20 protein-coding genes are annotated in these 18,899 nt (G+C 47.3%); 5 read left to right on the forward strand and 15 right to left on the reverse strand.

Annotated features, from left to right (window positions below; genetic code table 11):
• Positions 1-9 precede the first annotated feature (9 nt).
• From ABK447_RS15815 to ABK447_RS15835, 5 genes are all read right to left on the reverse strand, one after another.
• Positions 10-1,362 carry an aspartate aminotransferase family protein gene (locus ABK447_RS15815; RefSeq protein WP_088056574.1) on the reverse strand — a complete coding sequence of 451 codons (1,353 nt, stop codon included), beginning with the start codon at positions 1,360-1,362 and terminating at the stop codon, positions 10-12.
• Between the two features lie 244 nt (positions 1,363-1,606).
• Positions 1,607-3,145 (reverse strand): bifunctional GNAT family N-acetyltransferase/carbon-nitrogen hydrolase family protein, encoded by a 1,539-nt coding sequence (locus ABK447_RS15820; RefSeq protein ID WP_007408451.1) that lies wholly within the window; start codon positions 3,143-3,145, stop codon positions 1,607-1,609.
• Positions 3,138-3,827, reverse strand: coding sequence for an HAD family hydrolase (locus ABK447_RS15825; protein WP_007408450.1), 690 nt, complete (start codon positions 3,825-3,827; stop codon positions 3,138-3,140). The genes ABK447_RS15820 and ABK447_RS15825 overlap by 8 nt, the downstream gene beginning before the upstream one ends.
• Positions 3,828-3,954: 127 nt before the next feature.
• Positions 3,955-4,377 (reverse strand): CBS domain-containing protein, encoded by a 423-nt coding sequence (locus ABK447_RS15830; RefSeq protein ID WP_007610283.1) that lies wholly within the window; start codon positions 4,375-4,377, stop codon positions 3,955-3,957.
• 135 nt (positions 4,378-4,512) lie between these two features.
• On the reverse strand, positions 4,513-4,902 hold the full coding sequence (locus ABK447_RS15835) for a DUF5365 family protein (protein WP_032871063.1): 390 nt from the start codon (positions 4,900-4,902) through the stop codon (positions 4,513-4,515).
• Positions 4,903-5,011: 109 nt separating this feature from the next.
• Here ABK447_RS15835 and ABK447_RS15840 point away from each other — a divergent pair, with 109 nt between their 5' ends.
• On the forward strand, positions 5,012-5,920 hold the full coding sequence (locus ABK447_RS15840; protein WP_007408447.1) for an RluA family pseudouridine synthase: 909 nt from the start codon (positions 5,012-5,014) through the stop codon (positions 5,918-5,920).
• Here the strand turns inward: ABK447_RS15840 and ABK447_RS15845 are convergent.
• Both ABK447_RS15845 and ABK447_RS15850 read right to left on the reverse strand, forming a co-directional pair.
• Positions 5,917-6,513, reverse strand: a complete 597-nt coding sequence (locus ABK447_RS15845) for a class D sortase (protein ID WP_039062837.1) — start codon at positions 6,511-6,513, stop codon at positions 5,917-5,919. The two genes, ABK447_RS15840 and ABK447_RS15845, sit on opposite strands and share 4 nt — an antisense overlap.
• On the reverse strand, positions 6,510-8,564 hold the full coding sequence (locus ABK447_RS15850; RefSeq protein ID WP_100001322.1) for a 5'-nucleotidase C-terminal domain-containing protein: 2,055 nt from the start codon (positions 8,562-8,564) through the stop codon (positions 6,510-6,512). The genes ABK447_RS15845 and ABK447_RS15850 overlap by 4 nt, the downstream gene beginning before the upstream one ends.
• Positions 8,565-8,756: 192 nt before the next feature.
• Between ABK447_RS15850 and ABK447_RS15855 the strand changes: the two genes are divergently transcribed.
• Entirely contained in the window at positions 8,757-9,422 is a 666-nt protein-coding gene (locus ABK447_RS15855) for a spore coat protein (protein ID WP_100001320.1), read from the forward strand.
• Here ABK447_RS15855 and ABK447_RS15860 read toward each other — a convergent pair whose 3' ends face one another.
• Entirely contained in the window at positions 9,423-10,325 is a 903-nt protein-coding gene (locus ABK447_RS15860; RefSeq protein ID WP_025284476.1) for a hypothetical protein, read from the reverse strand. It lies immediately after the preceding gene.
• A 120-nt stretch (positions 10,326-10,445) separates the two neighbouring features.
• Positions 10,446-10,985 (reverse strand): YhcN/YlaJ family sporulation lipoprotein, encoded by a 540-nt coding sequence (locus ABK447_RS15865; protein WP_003155362.1) that lies wholly within the window; start codon positions 10,983-10,985, stop codon positions 10,446-10,448.
• A 144-nt stretch (positions 10,986-11,129) separates the two neighbouring features.
• On the opposite strand from ABK447_RS15865, the gene ABK447_RS15870 reads away from it, so the two are divergent.
• Positions 11,130-11,708, forward strand: coding sequence for a hypothetical protein (locus ABK447_RS15870; protein WP_039062840.1), 579 nt, complete (start codon positions 11,130-11,132; stop codon positions 11,706-11,708).
• Between the two features lie 105 nt (positions 11,709-11,813).
• Here ABK447_RS15870 and ABK447_RS15875 read toward each other — a convergent pair whose 3' ends face one another.
• Positions 11,814-13,205 carry an L-cystine transporter gene (locus ABK447_RS15875; RefSeq protein WP_100001318.1) on the reverse strand — a complete coding sequence of 464 codons (1,392 nt, stop codon included), beginning with the start codon at positions 13,203-13,205 and terminating at the stop codon, positions 11,814-11,816.
• Between the two features lie 151 nt (positions 13,206-13,356).
• Between ABK447_RS15875 and ABK447_RS15880 the strand changes: the two genes are divergently transcribed.
• Positions 13,357-14,436: a diguanylate cyclase gene (locus ABK447_RS15880; protein WP_100001315.1), complete on the forward strand. Its 1,080-nt coding sequence runs from the start codon at positions 13,357-13,359 to the stop codon at positions 14,434-14,436.
• Positions 14,437-14,452: 16 nt separating this feature from the next.
• Here the strand turns inward: ABK447_RS15880 and ABK447_RS15885 are convergent, their stop codons facing one another.
• Positions 14,453-15,283 carry a MetQ/NlpA family ABC transporter substrate-binding protein gene (locus tag ABK447_RS15885; RefSeq protein ID WP_020955557.1) on the reverse strand — a complete coding sequence of 277 codons (831 nt, stop codon included), beginning with the start codon at positions 15,281-15,283 and terminating at the stop codon, positions 14,453-14,455.
• Positions 15,284-15,665: 382 nt separating this feature from the next.
• Between ABK447_RS15885 and cspB the strand changes: the two genes are divergently transcribed.
• Positions 15,666-15,866 (forward strand): cold shock-like protein CspB, encoded by a 201-nt coding sequence (cspB, locus tag ABK447_RS15890; RefSeq protein ID WP_003155376.1) that lies wholly within the window; start codon positions 15,666-15,668, stop codon positions 15,864-15,866.
• Between the two features lie 91 nt (positions 15,867-15,957).
• On the opposite strand, the gene ABK447_RS15895 is transcribed toward cspB, so the two are convergent.
• Genes ABK447_RS15895 through ABK447_RS15910 form a run of 4 tightly spaced genes read right to left on the reverse strand, consistent with a single transcriptional unit; the run spans position 15,958 to position 18,899 of the window.
• Positions 15,958-16,905 carry an ABC transporter permease gene (locus ABK447_RS15895; protein WP_007408439.1) on the reverse strand — a complete coding sequence of 316 codons (948 nt, stop codon included), beginning with the start codon at positions 16,903-16,905 and terminating at the stop codon, positions 15,958-15,960.
• On the reverse strand, positions 16,898-17,815 hold the full coding sequence (locus tag ABK447_RS15900; protein WP_012117151.1) for an ABC transporter ATP-binding protein: 918 nt from the start codon (positions 17,813-17,815) through the stop codon (positions 16,898-16,900). The genes ABK447_RS15895 and ABK447_RS15900 overlap by 8 nt, the downstream gene beginning before the upstream one ends.
• Complete coding sequence (locus tag ABK447_RS15905; RefSeq protein ID WP_025284469.1) at positions 17,816-18,532, reverse strand: ATP-binding cassette domain-containing protein; 717 nt, start codon at positions 18,530-18,532, stop codon at positions 17,816-17,818.
• Positions 18,522-18,899: a GntR family transcriptional regulator gene (locus tag ABK447_RS15910; RefSeq protein ID WP_012117149.1), complete on the reverse strand. Its 378-nt coding sequence runs from the start codon at positions 18,897-18,899 to the stop codon at positions 18,522-18,524. Before ABK447_RS15910 ends, ABK447_RS15905 begins: the two co-directional genes overlap by 11 nt.

Below are 18,899 nucleotides of genomic sequence, written 5' to 3' on the forward strand. Positions count from 1 at the left end.
TCCTTTACATTAAAAATCAATGCTCAGCACGCTTTCCTTGACGGTCGAAATGATGAAAGAGAGCTCCTCGTCCGACAGGCAAAAAGGCGGAGACAGCTGAATGACATTATTATATCCCGCTACAGTATCGCCATTTTTCCCGACAAGCAGGCCTTTTTCTCTGCACGCGGTGATGACGTGCTGCACAAGGGCGGCATCAGCGGGTTCCTTCGTGACTTTGTCCTTGACGAGCTCAATGCCGGCAAGAAGGCCCTTGCCCCGTACATCTCCGACCGCCGGATGTTCTCTGAGCGGCTCAAGCTCACGGAGCAGCCTTTCTCCAAGCTCCCGGGAGCGGGCGATCAGATTTTCGTCCTCCATCAATTGCAGGTTTTTCAAGGCCAGGGCGCAGGCTGCCGGATTGCCTCCGAATGTATTCACGTGCCGGAAGCGGCCGTACGGCTCACCGCCCGAATACGCCTCAAAAATCTCCCGTTTTACTGCCGTTGCCGACAGCGGCAGATAAGCGCTCGTAATGCCTTTTGCCATTGTGACGATGTCCGGTGAAACGCCGTAATGCTGAAATCCGAACGGCTCTCCCGTGCGGCCGAAACCGCAAATAACTTCATCACTGATCAGAAGCGCGCCGTGGCGGCGGCAAATGTCCTCTACCTTTGCCATATACCCGTCCGGGGGCATCAGTATCCCTCCGCCTGTAATAATCGGTTCCATAATAACGCCGGCAATCGTTTCGCTTAACTCCCACGTCATGATCCGGTCGATTTCATGCGCGCTTTCCAATGTGACGGCATCGCCGGGATTCCGATAGAGATCAGGCGGCGCCGCGTGCAAAAAACCTTGTGAGAGCGGCTCATATTTATACTTTCTCTGCGCCTGGCCGGTAGCGGCGAGCGCCCCCATCGTATTGCCGTGATAGCCTCTGTACCGGGAGATGAATTTGAAGCGGCTGTGATCGCCGTTTTCAATGTGGTATTGGCGGGCAATTTTGAACGCGGTTTCATTTGCTTCCGATCCGCTGTTGGAAAAGAAGATTACATAATCGCCGCCGAGCCATTCATTCAATTTTTCCGCAAGCTCAATCGCGGGTTGATGGCTTTGGGTCAGCGGATAATAAGGAAGCTCCTTCAATTGGCTGTAAGCCGCATCGGCAAGTTCCTTTCTGCCGTATCCGATATTGACGCACCACAGGCCTGACATGCCGTCCAAATACCGTCTGCCGTCAATGTCCGTAACCCAGGCGCCTTCCCCTTTTTGGACGATTATGCTGTCATCCGGCTCCGCCCCTTTCATCGCGTGCCAAATCAGCTCTTTATCCTTTTGTTTGAGTGACTGATTTTTTTGTACATGTTCCACACCGCTCATCTCCCTTTCAATATCATTGCACTGTATCGAAAGCTGCCCGGCTTCTGACGCCGATTCTCTTGGTGAAGTTTTCCTCTTAATAAGAATATAAAGGCGCGGCATGGGCGAGTCAATAAAGCGGCGGCAATTAAAAAAACGCTTTCTCCCAGAAAGCGAAAGGGCTACAAGAGCATATCCCGAAACCGGGGCCGGTGCAAGTGTTTTTATAAAAAAACCCGCCCCTTAAGCGGAGCGGGCGTTTTTTTTATTTCAGATGCGTAATCCGGTAAATGTCTTTGCGCCGGTCTTTCAGCTGGCGCACGGTTCCGTTTTCACGCTGCCTTCTTAAGATTTCAAGGTCCACGTCCCCGATCACGACCATTTCGATATTCGGATTCGTTTCACCGACGATTCCGTCTCTGGCAAATTCAAAATCAGACGGAGCAAAAATGGCTGACTGCGCGTATTGAATATCCATATTTTCTGTTTGCGGCAGGTTTCCGACCGTACCTGAGATGACGGTGTAAATTTGGTTTTCAACCGCTCGCGCCTGAGAGCAGTACCTTACGCGCAAGTAGCCTTGGCGGTCTTCAGTGCAGAACGGCGTAAAGATAATTTTCGCCCCTTGATCCGCGGCAATTCTCGCAAGCTCCGGAAATTCGATATCGTAACAGATCTGAATGGCGATCTTTCCGCAGTCCGTATCAAATACGCGCACCCTGTCTCCGGCGCTGATGCCCCACCATTTCCGCTCATTCGGCGTAATGTGAAGCTTATATTGTTTTTCAATCGTGCCGTCACGTCTGAATAAGTACGCGATGTTATAAATTTTCCCCTCTTCTTCAACGAAGTGGGAGCCGCCGATGATGTTGACGTTATATTTCACCGCGAGATCTGTAAAGAGGCTGATATAGTCCTCGGTATATTCGGTAATCCTCTGAATGGCCAGACTCGGAGAACGCTCCTCGAGGAAAGACATGAGCTGCGTCGTGAAAATCTCCGGGAACACTGCGAAATCAGATCTCGCATCGGAAGCCACATCGACATAATATTCAACCTGATTGGCAAATTCCTCGAAGGAGTAAATCTTTTTCATTTCATATTGAATGACGCAGATGCGCACCGGAAATGCCGATTTGTAATAGCGCTTCGATTGCGGCAGGTAATCGACATTGTTCCATTGCATTAATGTCGCATATTTAATGGACGCGGTGTCATCCGGGAGATAATTCGGATTGATCCGCATGAGCGTAAATCCGTTCATCAGCTGGAAAGAAAGCACCGGATCATAAATCTGATGGCGCGTCACCTGTTCGACATAGGCTCTCGCCGTCATTTCTTCCGCATACTTATGATAATTCGGAATCCGCCCGCCGATAATGATGCTTTTCAGATTCAATCGTCTCGCCAAGTCTTTTCTCGCCTCATACAGCCGGTGTCCGATTTTCATCCGTCTGTATTCCGGGTGAACCATTACCTCAATCCCGTACAGATTCAATCCGTCCGGGTTGTGGTTCGTGATATAACCGTCGTCTGTAATGTCCTGCCACGTGTGGCGGTCATCATATTCATCGAAATTGATGATCAGGCTTGAGCATGAACCGATAATTTCCCCTTCATACTCGGCGCAAAACTGACCTTCCGGAAAGTGCGCGAGATGGCTGATTAAATGCTCAGGCTCCCACGGCTCCATCCCCGGAAAACAATCCTTTTGCAGCTCAATAATTTTGTTGATATCTTTCTCTTCCATATTCCGGATGACCATTTTCTTTTCAAAACGGGTCAGATCAAGTTTCTCAGACAATGCTGCTTCCCCCTGCCGTTTCGTTTTGATCGTTCAATCGCTGTAAGAGTAATTCAAGTTCCATTTCCGCCATCGATTCCAGTCTGTGATCGTATTCTTCAAATAACAGGGCGCTTGTTACCTTATTCGGGACGATGACACATTTCATGCCGGCCCGTTTGGCTGCGATTGAGCCGTTGACCGAATCCTCAAAGGCCAGACATTCAGATGGTTCAACGCCTAAATGTTCCGCAGCTTTCAGATAGAGCTCCGGATTCGGCTTCACTTCTTCTACGTCGTCAGCCGTCTGAATCACTTCAAATTCATCAAACAGGCCTAATTCCTTCAGATGGCCCGATACCCATTTAAAATCTGAGCTGGACGCGAGCCCCACTTTCAATCCTAATTCTTTTGCCGCGGCTAAATAAGCCTCCACCCCGGGACGCGCCGTTTCCGTCTTCATCCGCTGTTCGAAGCGCCCGCGCCTGATCGCCGTCAGTTCATCATGATCGAGCTTTCTTCCCAGCTGCTCCTCTAAATATGCGAACGGCTTAAACCCCGCGGCCGTTCCGATCACCTTTCCCCAGACGGATAAAGGCAATGTTGAACCGTGTTCTTCAAACATTTCCTGCAGCACTTCATATTCATGGGTTTCTGTATCTAAAATTAACCCGTCAAAATCAAAGATTAATGCTTTTATCAATGGTTACAGCTCCTTTAGCTAAACGTACTGACCTATGTATACACTATACCGTGAATTTCTTTCGCGTTCAAAATGTAACATTCTCACGGAAAGAAGAGCCTGCATGAGTGCAAGCTCTCTTCATCCGTTACTGTGTGTTTTGACTGGAAATATTGGAAAGAGCTGCTCCCGCAGACTCATTTGAACGCTGATCGACCGCTAAGTCTCCAAGCGCAACGATCCCGACCAGATGATTTTGATCGACAATGGGAAGGCGGCGGATTTGGTGTTGGGCCATCAGATGTGACGCCTCTTCAAGACTCATTTCCGGGTTTCCGGATACAACTGTAGAAGACATCACGTGTGAAACAGGTGTTTGGCCGTCGCGGCCTTGAGCCGTTGTTCTCAATGCGATATCACGGTCTGTCAGCATTCCTTTTAATTCCCCTCCGTCAACGACGGGAATTGCTCCGACATTATGCTGGTGCATCAGCGCAGCCGCTTCCTGAATCGTTTGATTGGGAGAAACGGTAGCCACGTGGGTAGTCATTGATTGTTTGATTGAACTCATTGTAAAGCACCCCTTTCGACATTTATTATGCTCGGGGATTTGTCTCATTATAAAGGGAGTTAGAGGAAAGAAATTGTGGTATCATGTCAAGGAAGCAAAAAAGAGCCTGTCAAAAGGCTCTTTATACCCGTCAGATCAGCCTTCTGTACCGCAGGCTTCTGATCCGGCCCCTGTCTCGAAAGCATCATAGGTAAAGGGAAAATTCATTCCGCATTCATTCAGCAAAGCGCAATTTTTATCAAACAGCGCCCGCTCTTTGACGTCATATACCGGGTGCGGCTTTGACAGCATGATATGTACCGTTTGCAGACAAGCCATAATTTGAAACGCTTCTTTTAAAGTTCCTTGGTAACGTTGGTTTTGTAATGATAATACGCCCCTTTTTTTAAAGCGCTGAATTTCCAGTTCGGAGAAATAAAGAGGAAAGACATTTTGAAACAATTCAGAGGAAAGCTCTTGTATCGCGCTTTCTTGTCCGTCAGTCGCTGCGTTCACAATTCTCACATCAATCACCTTTCTTGCCATGTGAATATCCTTAATCTTTATCAAGAATAGCATAGAAAAAAACGCGAAAGCTAAGGTAAGTGTTTCCTATTGAAACAGCCGCTTTCCGCTTGAAAAGGAGCTTTATGATATGAAACAAAATGACCGCGGTCTGGAACTCCTGATTACGGAAAAGCACGCCGGACAATGGCTGTTTTCAGTCCTGAAATCTGAATTCCAGGCGTCAAAACCCGTAATTACGGAATGGATGAACCAAGAAAGCATTCAGGTGAATCGAACATCCCCGAAAAACAACATCATACTGAAAACCGGAGATCGCTTATTCATTGATCTTCAGGAAAAAACGGGTTCTTCGGTGACTCCGGAATACGGAGAGCCGGACATTTTATTTGAGGACAATCATATGCTGATTGCAAATAAGCCGGCGGGAATGCCGACTCATCCAAATGAAGAGGGTCAGACCGGCACCCTCAGCAACCTGATCGCTTACCATTTTCAAATCAACGGCGAGCAGGCGAAAGTGCGCCACGTTCACCGTCTTGACCGTGACACGTCAGGCGCGGTCGTTTTCGCGAAACACCGCCTGGCCCATGCAATCCTTGACCGTCAGCTCGAAACCAAAACATTAAAACGCACCTATATCGCCGCGGCGGAAGGAAAAGTCACGCCTAAAAAAGGCACGGTTGACTCGCCGATCGGCCGCGACAGGTCACATTCCGTCAGACGGCGCGTCTCACCCGGCGGACAAGCCGCCGTCACCCATTACAAAGTGAAAGGCTATCATCCCGGTGCGCAGCTTACATTGGCAGAGCTTGAACTGGAAACCGGGAGAACACATCAAATCAGGGTGCATATGGCAAGCATCGGCCATCCGTTGGCGGGCGATGACCTGTACGGCGGAAGCAGGACGCTGTTTCACAGGCAGGCGCTTCACGCAAAAAAAGTCAGTGTCGTCCATCCGATCTCAGGAGAAGAAATCGTTGCCGAGGCGCCGATGCCGGCTGATCTGGCTCATTTTACCGAAACGTATTTTTCTTAAACAGGGTCGGCATATATAATATATCGTTTCGGCGCATTTCCAATGTAAGAAAACGGATAGCAAGTGGTCAGGATCAGTTCCTCCCGCTTGTGCTGAAGGGTGATGACAGATGTATCATCCCGGCTGACGATTTTTGTACGGCTGATTTTATAAGAAAACGTGCCGTAAGACAAAATCACGTTCAGTCTGTCTCCTTTTTTCAGTTCGCCGGTCCGGCGGAACACCGTGTCCCTGTGGCCGGATAACACAATTTGGCCGTGATCGCCCGGATAATAGCTGTCCTTATAATGTCCGACGCCTTTTGCTAAATCATCTGCGTCAGTCCCTTCGACGATCGGGAGCTCAGCGTCGATTTCAGGGATTTCTAAAATGCCGCTTGCCTCACCCGTTTCGGGGTGAAATTCTTTTTTGCGCTGTGTCAGCACAGCGCTTTTTGTTTCGTTCTTTTCCAAGACAGGTTCTGTTGCTTTTTTTGCTTCTTCAAGCGAATGGTTCGTTTTCATATGTGAATCAATGATCTTCCAGCTTCCGTAACATGTGATGATGATACCGGCGATGATGACGAGAAGCGGAATATGTTTCAGTTTGTTCATCGTGTGCGGGTTCCCCTTTTCTTTCTGAAAAGCCAATATACGCCGGCACCCGTGATCACCAGTCCGGCCAATGCCGTCTGATGGCTGCCCGCTGAAGTATCAGGCAATGGGCGGCCTTTTTGTGTGCCGCTTTCAGTCTGTTTTGTGCTTTGTTCCGAATTTGCGGCAGACGCCGGACGGGATTCGGGAATTGACTGCACTGTATCAGATGCTGTTTCTTCTACGACAGGACGTTCAGGTTTTTTGGTTTGATCAGGCTGTTCTGCTGCATCCGGTTTTTTAGCGGGTTTTTCCGCTTGAGGTTTTTCTCCTTTATCAGGCCTGGTACCGCCCGGTGTTTCCCCGCTTCCCGGCTGATTGCCGGTGTCATCAGGTGTTTCGGCGGCTGATGCCGTGCGGATTCGGCCGTCGGTTTGATAAGAAATCGGCGCGGAAAAGCTTTTGACATAGTCTACTGTCGCTTCCAAATCCTCAGGCCCCGTCACCGGATTCTTGCCGAGTTTCCCGATCGGACCGTATTTTGCCCCCGCTGCCGTCGCCATAAATTGATTGACTGTTACTGTATATCCTTTTTCGGGCTGTATGTCTGTCCCGTCCGCCATTTTCATATCAACCGCTTGTCCGGTTTCCGGGTTCCATGTATAGGAAAATCCGCTGATGCTGTAATCCGGTCCGTACACCGGAGAAATTTGCGCGTTAATGATCTCCCGCAAATCTTTTCCTTTGATTTCAAGCTTCGTCAGCACATTGCCGAACGGCTGTACATTATAAAGGTCTCCCCATGTGATCGGCCCTTTTTTTAAGCCGTCCCGGATGCCTCCCCCATTCATAAGCGCAAAATCGGATTTCATCTTCTCTTTCATACCGTCGGCAATCAGATTTCCGAGCGCCGTGTCGCCGTCATTTGAATACCCGCCCGTTATATCATGGGCCGCTTCCCCGACCGCTTCGCTGATAATCGGTTTCACTTTCTCTTCATATTTGCTTAATATGCCTGCCGCAGCCGGGTCAGGCTTGATTTTACTTTGATCGATATATTGGATTTCCGCTGATTTTTTCACGATATCCTTCGACTCTTTATCAAGTTCAAGATCGGCGATTCCGATTGCTTTTCCGTATTCAAATGCCTGCACGATCAGCTTGCCGTCGATTTCTCCGTTTACGACTTTATGATTGTGCGCGGCGAAAATCACATCAATCTCTGAGTCTGTTCCGCTTGCAAGCTTTGCGGATTCTCCCGTGATCGCTGAGCCATTTTGTTCAGCAGACATATGGGCGAGCACGGCGATTGCTTTAATTCCTTTTTTCTTCAGGTCAGCGGCGGCTTCATTGACGGCCTTTACCTCATCCGTAAACGTAATATTTTTAATTCCGTCCGGGATGACCATGCCTGCCGCCGATCTGGTTACAACCCCGATAAATGCGACCGGAATTCCGGAAACGTATTTAATTTCATACGGCGGCAGAAAGGACTCCCCTGACTTCAGTTTACAGTTGGCGCAGACGAGCGGGAAATTTTGGCCGTCATAACCGCTTGTCCCCTTACCGTCCGGATGATCTCCTCCATTGATGATCCGTTTAAGCTCATTCGTTCCTTCATCGAATTCGTGATTGCCGACAGTTCCGACATCAAAACCGATGTCTTCCATCAATTCTACTGTCGGTTCATCCTGAAAAAGGGCTGACACGGGAGAGCTGCCCCCGATCATATCGCCCGCATGCACGACAAAGGCGTGTTCTTTCTCGGCTTTCGCCTTTTTAATGTACGCTGCGGCGTAGTCCATCCGCCCGAACGTGCCATCCGGTTTACCGTCTCCGTTAAGGTCAAGCTCATATTGCTGATCAATTTTTCCGTGCAGATCATTCATGCTGATGATTCTGAGCGGGACACGGCCGGAGTCTTCAGTCTGCCGTTCTTTATACGCTTTATCCATTCCAGCTTCATTCAGTGATCCTGCTTGTCCGATTGCTTCCGCATCTTTCACGCTGAACATCATAAAACAAACCGTCAGCAAACAGCACGTAAGACGCATACCCCTTTTTTTCTTCATTTATTTCCCCCCTGTCTTCTAAGAAATACGTTAGCTTATTTTCTTAAAAATCACATCACTTTTTTGTAAAGATTGTCTTCACTGGCGCAAAATAGTAAATAATCCCCACGTAACGAAACAGGACTTGATGTATAACGGATCGGCTTTTTTCACATCTTAATGATGATTTGACATGAAGGAGGAAAACAACCAGTGGAACAGCAGCAGAATCAGCAGCAGCAGCCAGTAAATCAGGGGATCCCGGGTTCACCGCAAGTGAATCACGGAGGACATGAGCTTTTCGATATGCATGAAGTGCTGGCCGGAACAGTCGGCGTTTTGGATCAATTTATGATGCTCAGACAATTTATACAGGATCAGCAGCTGGCCGACATCCTTGACCGCCAGTATCAATTCATTCTCGGACTCTATAATCTGACGGCAGAATGCTTTAAGACCGGCCAAAAGCCTTCTCAGGAAACGTCGACATATATGATGAAGGAACAGAACCAGGCCGTCTACGGTATAAAACCGACTCAGCCGAAAAAACCGAATCAATCATTAAATGATGTCAAAGATCTCGGGATCAGCGGCCATATGCTCGGCCTGATTAAAGCTCAAGCTTCTCTCTTGACGATGAGCTCGCTTGAAATGACCAATCCCGTCACAAGAAGAGTGCTCTCCGCGCAAATTCAGCAATATGTCGAAATGGCGTTTGAAATCTTCTTATACCAAAATAAACACGGTTATTATCAGGTTCCTCAGCTCAATGCACAAGATATGCAGACCATGCTGAATTCATTTGCACCGGCCCAGGGACAGCCGCAAATGCCTCCGATTAAAGGACAAATGGGACAGCAGCAGCAAAACCTCCATTGATTAAAAAACGGCGTTGGAAACCTGACTCTCCAATGCCGTTTTCTTTTTTTCATATGCTTTTATGAAATCATGTTCAAATTGTTTCAGGCTTTCTTTCGTAGCTGCTTCAAAGCCTTTTTCAAAATCCTGTGTTTCGGCGGTTTTGTTGATAATGGTTAAGATAATGCCTTCTCCGAATGTTTCGGTTAAGTCCTTTATCATATAGAAGCTTTGCAAATAGACATCCGTTTCATATTCCATACGCGATTTCTGCCATTTTCGGTCGGTCGTTAATTGATCAAACGGCACGACGGAAAATGCAATCGGATCAATGACTACATCATAATGCGCGACCCACTCGCTCAGCCCCTCATGAAACCAAAGCGGAAATACAGACGTATCCGTCCCCAATTGCCGCGTTTTTTGATGAAACGCATAGTGTGTATATTCATGTATAATCAATTGCTTATACATGAAAACGGCCAGCTCATCTTTTTTCAAAAGCTGTTTTTTCTCTTCAGGCAAAAGCCCCATCATCTGCTCCTGTTCTGAATAAAAACCGACTACATTTTTCAATCCTGAATATTGCTCCATTTCAGCTTCATCCGAAAAGAAAATGAGTTCAAGCGGCGCTTCACCTTTATAGCCGACAATGATTTGATTGATACGCTTTGCGTGGTCCAGCGTAAGCTTGGTCAGATCCAAGAGCGGCTTTTCATCCGCCGTATAGTAAATCGCTGTATGTTTGTAAATTTCTTTATCCATGTGTTCAGTCACTTGTTCCTTCGTCGGAACAGAGCGGCTGTTTTGGCCTGACAGGATGTACATCATACTTACTGAAACGGCTGAACTGACAGCCAATATGACAAGGACTCCGCACAGGATCAGAGTGAATACCGCCCGTTTCCCCATGCCGTCACGCAAACAAGCTCCCCTCCCCGATCCTTTCATTTTCATCTCATTCTTTACTTTATGCTCAGGAGCGCTGGGTCGTGACGGCAGATAAAATAAAAAAGCCGCAGCAAATGCGGCTTTTCCATTCATTTATTTATTGGGGTTTGGGAATACACGCTGAACCATTTGGCCGAATTCATCAAACAGACCGGATACAGGATGTCCGTTTTGGATTCGTTTTCCGTAGCCTTGCATGCGTTCAACGAAGTCCGGGTTCGCTGATACATATACAGTCCGGACATGTTTATCGGCTGATTTCACCTTATCGGTAATCTTATTTTTTAAATGGTTGGCGATGGCGCCTTTTTGCCCGTTTGTCAAAACAACGGCAACATATGCGCTGTTTCCGGCAACGATCACAGTCGCATTTTTAACCTCTTTTAAATCAGTCACCTTGTCGGCGGCTTTATCAGCCACTCTCAGGTTACGATTGTCATTGTGATCGGTGTTTTGGTTATGACGGTTCACTGTATTCATATTTGTCGCACCGTCGTTAGGCGTGTTGCGGTAATTTACATTCTGGGTGCGGTTGTCATTTCGTTTTCCTTCTCCTTGGTTCCCCATACTGCACCCTGCGGTAATCAGCATCGGCAGAAGAAGGGCAGAGATAACTGCTTGCTTTTTTATCATGTGAATTCCTCCTTTCTCACTTTACGTATAGGTTTTTCTATTCGGCGGGATTTATGCACGCCGTTTGCATTCTGAGCGGTTTGGATAAATATCAGAAGGAAAGGGAAAGGTAAGCGTAATCAATTGAATGAGGAGGGATTTAACTTGTTCAGAAAAAAAAGCGGCATCAGCCCGACAGCGCTGCTGATCGGATCATCGATTCTGATTGCAGCTTTATCACCCGAAATCCGCCGGAAAATCTCCGGAATGGTTTCAGGCAGAATGCAGCATAAAGATGGCACACACTCCATGCAGCCTGTTGACCTGATTCAACAGGCGTTCGGCGGGGAATCCGGCGGACAGCAGCACGCAGACAAAGCCCGGCATTCACAAACCGGCTCATTGCAGCCTGCCGAGCTGATCAAACAAGCTTTCGGCGGGGAATCCGGCGGACAGCAGCACACGGACAAAGCCCGGCATTCACAAACCGGCTCATTGCAGCCTGCCGAGCTGATCAAACAGGCGTTCGGCGGGGAATCCGGCGGACAGCAGCATGAGCAGACTTCCCGCAATCACGCCGGCTCATCCCATACGGACGGACAGGCAGACCGCAGCCGCAGTAAAGAAACTTCGCCGAAGCCTCACTATACCGAGCCGATTCACTTTGAAGAAAGCGCGGTGAATGTTTTAAATGACAGCACCGTGATGAATATGCTGGAAGAAATTGAACCCGGAAATCATTAGAAACGAAAAAAAATCCTTCATTCGTTCAACGATGAAGGATTTTTCGTTTTAGCGCTCTATCTCATATTTTTCTATAAGAGAATGAACCATCGATCTGCTTTTTTGTTAAGCCTCTTCAGCTTCAATGACGATTGTGGAATCATTGTACACCGCGGTATCGGTTTCCTTCGTCATTTTACTTGTTAACAGCCCTGCGGTCATACTGCCGCTGACATTTAAGGCGGTGCGCCCCATGTCAATTAACGGCTCAATTGAGATGAGCAGTCCGGCAAGCGCGACAGGCATGTTCAAAGCGGATAGGACGAGCAGAGCCGCAAATGTCGCGCCGCCTCCCACGCCTGCTACACCGAATGAACTGATTGCCACGATGGCGATGACGGAAATGATAAATCCCGGTTCAAACGGGTTTTGCCCCACTGTCGGCGCAATCATCATCGCGAGCATCGCCGGATAAATGCCGGCACAGCCGTTTTGACCGATCGATAAGCCGAATGAACCGGCGAAGTTTGCAATGCCTTCCGGTACGCCCATGCTTTTTTGTGTTTTAATATTGAGCGGCAAAGCCCCTGCGCTTGAACGGGACGTAAACGCAAACACCATAACCGGAAATGCTTTTTTCACGTATGTGATCGGATTTAAACCGCTGAACGTGATCAGCAGCAAGTGAATGATAAACATGGCGATAAGCGCGGCGTATGAAGCGATCACAAACATCCCCAGTTTCGCAATGCTGTCGATGTCGCTTGTCGCGATCGTTTTGGTCATAATCGCCAATACCCCGTAAGGCGTCAGTCTTAAAATTAATGTCACGACGCGCATAATAATCGCGTAAACCGCATCGACAATTCCGCTGAAAGTCGCTGCGTGCTCCGGCTGTTTCCGTTTCACGCCCAGAAAAGCGATGCCGAGGAAAGCGGCGAAAATAACGACTCCGATGGTGGAAGTCGGTCTGGCTCCTGTGAAATCAAGAAACGGATTCCCCGGCAGAAGCTCAACGATTTGCTGAGGCAGCGTTTTGGCCGTCATATCCTCAGATTTTTGCTGCAGCTCCTGACCCCTTGATAACTCAGTGCTCCCCTGGTCGATATGAACGGCTTTCAGATCAAAGGAAAGCGCCGAAACAATTCCGACTGCCGCGGCAATTGCTGTCGTAGCGATCAAAATTCCGATGATCAGCCCGCTGATTTTCCCGATGTTATGGGTCAGTTTAAGCTTCGTAAATGCGCCGAGAATAGAAATAAAGACTAGCGGCATGACAATCATCTGAAGCAATTTGACATAACCGCCGCCGGCAATATTAAACCAATCGGCCGTTTGTGCCACGACATGTGAGGCCGGCCCGTAAATCAATTGCAGCGCAAAACCGAATACAATGCCTAATCCGAGCGCGGTAAAGACACGTTTAGAAAAGGAAACGTGTTTTTTTTGCATCACAAACAGACCTGCTATAAACAAAAACAAAATAAAAACATGTAAGATTACAAATAAATTCTCCAAAACAGGTAAACACTCCCTTGCTCATTATCCTTAAACACTATATTACATCAATTCCGATCGGTCAAGTAAGAATTGACAATATATGTATTTTTAATGATTTTTCTCTTTTCTTTCCATCCTTTCTTTAGTAACTTATATAAGGGTGATTGTTATGCTGAAGGAACTGTTTCTTAATTTGACGATTTTAATCACATTTAATTATCTCTTCACCGTTCTTTTTAAAGAGTCGCTTTCACATAAAGAAGACCGTCCGATGTTTCAATTACTGAAGGGGGCGGTTTGCGGGCTTTTAGGGGTTTTTCTGATTGCTTTCGGCTTTTCTTACTCCGATTCCATCATTGATCTCAGAAATATCCCCATTATCATCGCCGCTCTTTACGGAGGCTGGGTGTCTACAGCAGCTGCCTTTATCATTATCGTGGCAGGCCGTATCCTGATCAATTTCAATGCCAGCGCCATTTATTCTATCGCCGCAGTCGGCATGATTGCGATACTTTCTGTGGCCGTATTCAGAGGAAAAAAGCCGAATCACAAAAATGCGTTCGTTATGCTGCTCTTTTCAAATGTTATTATCACCCTGACGCTGCTGTTACTTATGCCTGAACAGCCTGCCGGGGCCCTCGTTTATTTTTGGCTCATTTCTACCTTGGGCGGAATGCTGTCGCTGTATATCATTAAACACGAAGCCGATGCCCGCCTTTTGTTCAAGCAATACAAGTTTCAAGCGAATTATGATTTTCTGACGGGGATTTTTAATAAGAGAAAATTCGAGGAAGTCTCGCGCGTTCTGTACGATCGGGCGTCTCAATCCCCCTCGTCTCAGCTCGCGCTTATTTATTTGGATATTGATCACTTTAAGCAGATCAATGACCAATACGGCCATTATGAAGGGGACCAAGTGCTGAAGGAATTGGGGGCGCGCATGAGGTTCTTACTCAGCAGTTCTGATCCGTCAGCCCGCATCGGCGGGGAAGAATTTGCCGTGCTTATGCCCAATTGCACGTATACAAAAGGGCTTCACCTCGCAGAAGAAATCAGGCACACGATTGACGCGAACCCGATTCTGCTGACGAGCGGAGATACAATTCCCGTGACCGTTTCCCTCGGCATCGCGCATTATCCGACAAATACATCGGACCCTCAGACATTGCCCCTGATCGCGGACCGGATGCTGTACAAAGCGAAAACATCAGGGCGCAATCAAGTGTGCAGCACTGAAAAAAAAGAATGATCGCCCGAAGAGGAAATCATTCTTTCTTTTCAGTGAGAAAGCCGCCCCTCAGGAAAACAGGAATCAGGCTGCCCTCATATTCTTTTTCAATAAACGCCGCGGTATCATCTGATTGATACAAAGACAGGAGTTTTTGCATCCGTTCATCATCTTTATCCTCAGCCCTGACGGCGACCAGATGAATATACGCTTCCTTCATTTGCGCCGATCGGATCAGCGCGTCCTTCTCCGCATGAAATCCTGCTCTTTTCGCCTCGCTTTGACTGAGAACTGCTGCGTCAGCATGTTCCGCCGCCTGATATGCGTTCTTTTTTGTTTCCGTTTTTAAGGTCAGATGCTTCGGGTTGTCCTTGATCATATCAGTTGAACCCGTACCGGTGAATCCCTTTTTCAATGTCATCAGTCCGGCCTCCTGCATGAGAAAAAGCGCCCTGCCGAAGGCCGCCGCTTCACCAGGCACGGCAATGACCGCTCCGTCCGGTATATCCTCCAGCCGTTTATGTTGCTTGGAATACACCCCCAGCGATGCCGCATATGTCGTTCCTAAAGGAGCCAGCTTCTTTTTCACATGAGGCGGCAAAGATTGAAAATAAGAAACGGATTGAAACGCATTGGCATCGAGATCCCCGCCCGCAAGTGCCAAATCGGCCTCGGCATAATCCGAAAACATTACCAAAGAAAGCTGCAATCCTTCCTCACCGGCTTTTTTCGCGACAAACTCCCAGATCGATTGATCAGATCCATTGATTCCGATAGTAATTGTCCGGTTCCCGTCAGGATAATGGCATGAAGTAAGTGACATGATCAAAATGAAAAGAAACAGACTGTTTATAAGCCGCAGATTCAAGTTGACCTACTCCCTATCTATTTTTATGTACAGAAGCTGCACCATGGTATTCGGGCTCATGATTACATACAATACCGATTAAAAAAAGGGTTGTCAATTGCTTCCTTAAGAGGCTGCAAAGCGGTTTTTATCAGCTGAAAATGGGCTGTTCTAGTCTCAAATCTGATTTCCGTATCAGAGCGTTCCCCTCTTAAAACATGTTATTTCGAAAAAAGTTACATTTAGCAGTTGTTTTTTCTTCGAATTACTGGTAGAGTAAAGGTAATTATTTTTGTTCGAACTATCTTTAAGAAGAAAGTTTTGTAAGAGTTTTCGTCTTGGAAGTTTGTTTTAGAGCAAGAATAGTGAATTTAAGCGTTATGTCGCTTTAGGAGGAAATTTCATGTTAGAAGGTAAAGTAAAATGGTTCAACTCTGAAAAAGGATTCGGATTCATCGAAGTAGAAGGTCAAGACGATGTATTCGTTCACTTCTCTGCTATTCAAGGCGAAGGCTTCAAAACTTTAGAAGAAGGCCAATCTGTTTCTTTCGAAATCGTTGAAGGAAACCGCGGACCACAAGCTGCTAACGTAACAAAAGCATAAATTGTTTAAAAACCCTGCCGGTGTACGCCGGCAGGGTTTTTTTCATCTAAAACGAAAAGCTGTTTTGCAAAGGCAAAACAGCTTTTTTATATCAGGTGGCAATATCGCGTTTTAAGAAGACGCCGAATGCGAGCGCCAGAAAAATAACGAAGTAAATCACAAGCATCACAACCGAAAATGTCATCGTCATCCCCTCTACTAAAGGAGTCCCGTTCATATATTGCGACAAATCCGTGTTCGCGAATAAAATATATTTGGTCCATTCAAATTTCGTGGCAAGAAATACAGTCGCCGTGTTTCCCATAACCAATAGAAAAATAGAAAATCCGACCGCTAATGAGCTGTTCCGGAATACCGCAGACAGCATAAACGCCATCGTCGCAAGCATAAAAGCGGAGACAGATTCATAGATATATGTTTTAGCGAGGAAAGCGATGATATTTTGCTCAAAAACATGGCCGTCTTTGTATACGAGATGAATATCAGCCGCAGTATCTCCCCCTGTACCGAAAAAGACCAATCCCAACAGAGCGGAGCCGGCAAATAAAATCACAAGCATCAGCAGTCCGAACAGCAGCACCGTCATATATTTAGAAAGCAAAATCTGAAAACGGCTGAGCGGACGGATAGCCAGCAGCTTGATCGTCCCCCAGTTGAACTCATTCGCCACGATGCCTGCGGCAATGATAATCGTAAACAGCCCGGTCAAAACAGTCATCATCGAAGAATCAGCTACGTATGACCACACTGTGTACCCTGTATCCTCAGGGATGTTATGATCCATACGGTATTGATTTATCGCGACATTCTGTTTCAGGTTATCAATGAGCGTCTGGTTTCCGGTTTCCTTCATCTGCTGTTTCATTTCTTTGTTTTCGGCCTGGAGCTCCTGTTTCCAATTCGGATTGGCTTCGCTCGAGGTGAAATGGTTTGACAGAAGCGCAAAACCGATCATCGAAACGCCTAAAATTACAATCATAGCCCACGTGCCGACGCGGCTGAAAATTTTTATCCATTCATTATAGATCAGCTTAAACATATTGAACCTCCTCTTTCGTCCCGCCGGTAATCTCCAAGAAACGGTCTTCCAAAGATTTTGTCATGATTTTCACTTCATATAAGCGGATGTTTTCACGGACGAGCAGTGATATCACATCAGGCACTTCCTGTTTTGACAGCTTGATCTCAATGCCGTTTGTCTTCTTCACACAGTCAAACTGACTCAGAACGGCCAGAGCCTCTTCTCTTTGTTCAATATGGAAGAAGTATGTATCTTTATCCTCTTTTCCTTCATCCCTTACTTTTTGAATATCGACAAGCTCCCCTTTTTGCAGAATGCCGATTCGGTCGCACATTAACTCCATTTCTGACAGCAGATGGCTTGAGACGATGACAGCCATTCCTTTTTCACGTGTCAGCTTTTTCAGATGGTCCCTGATTTCCCTGATGCCCGCGGGATCAAGGCCGTTTGTCGGTTCATCCAGAATCAGCACCTTAGGATTATGCAGCAGGCTTTGGGCGAGGCCGAGACGCTGTCTCATTCCGAGAGAGTAGGTTTTTACTTTGTCATGTATTCTGTCCTGCAACCCGACGAGCTCGATGACCTCATCTATTTTTTCTTTCGTAACGCCTTTTACCATCCTTGCGTACTGCTGTAAATTTTTATAACCGCTCAGGAATTTGTACAGCTCCGGGTTTTCCACGATGGCTCCGACGTGCCTGACCGCTTTTGCATAGTTTTTCGTAATGGATTCCCCGCAGATTACGATGTCTCCCTGAGACAGTTTCATTAATCCGACCATCATTCTGATCGTAGTGGTTTTCCCCGCTCCGTTCGGCCCTAGAAACCCAAACACTTCGCCCGCCCGGACGGAGAAGCTCAGATCATGAATAATCGTTCGTCCTTTTATCGTTTTCTTTACCTGTTGCAGTTCTAATACCGTTTCCAATTAGAATCCCCCTTCTATTTCGTGCGCCTGCATGACGCTTCTGTACCATTGCAGCACGGACATTCCTTCCTGTTCCCGAATTTCTTCGACCTCGCGCCGTTCAGCGATTTTCCCTTTTATGAAAACCATCACTTCGTCTAACAGCGTCTCAATCTCGCCGATCTCATGCGTGGCGATGACGACGATCTGGCTGTCAAAATCAATATAAGATACGAGACTGTTGACAATCGATTCTCTGACCGCCGGATCAAGACCTGAAAACGGCTCATCCAGCAGAATGACGGATGCTTTTCTCGACAGGGCCAAAACGATTTTCAGCCTGCCCCGGCTGCCTTTGGACAGCTCTTTTATCTTCTGCTTCGCTGAAAGATTCATTTCCGTTAATAGGTTATGTGCTTTTTCCAGCTGAAAATCCGGGAATTGCGAATGATAAAATGTGAGCATATCACCGACGGTCGTCCGGGCGAAAAACATATCATGTTCGGTTAAATAAGCCGTACGAAACAGCATGTTCCTGCTTACTGCGCAGTCTCCGATCCGGACGGCGCCCGAGGTCGGGAACGCAAGCCCGGCAAGCATTTTAAGCGTTGTTGATTTACCGCTTCCGTTCGGCCCTAAAATTCCGTAGATTTTACCCGGAGACAATGAAAATGATACATCGCTGACCGCGAGCCTGCGGCCGTATTTTTTTGTTACGCGTTCAAAATCAAGATTCATCGTTTGCTTCCTCCGCATATTGTTTGATCCCGTCGATCATTTCCTCAGGAGATAACCCCAGCTCCGCCATTTCCTGAATAAAGCGTTTGAAAACGTCTTTAGTCAGCCTGTCTTTCAGCTCCGCTTTCAGATCGGACCTTTCCGCTATAAAGGTTCCCTGTCCTCTTCTCGTCTCCACGATCCCCAGCCTTTCCATTTCACTGTACGTTCTTTGTATCGTATTCGGATTCACTTTCATCTGTACGGCCATCTCCCTTACGGACGGCAGTTTGTCCCCCGGTGAAAGCTCACTTCGGATCAGCCGGTAATATACACGATCGGCAATCTGCAGATAAATCGGCTTGGATGACTGAAATTCATTCTCCAT

Origin of the sequence: Bacillus sp. hwrm1 (assembly GCF_040207805.1) — a bacterium.
Classification (GTDB): domain Bacteria; phylum Bacillota; class Bacilli; order Bacillales; family Bacillaceae; genus Bacillus; species Bacillus velezensis.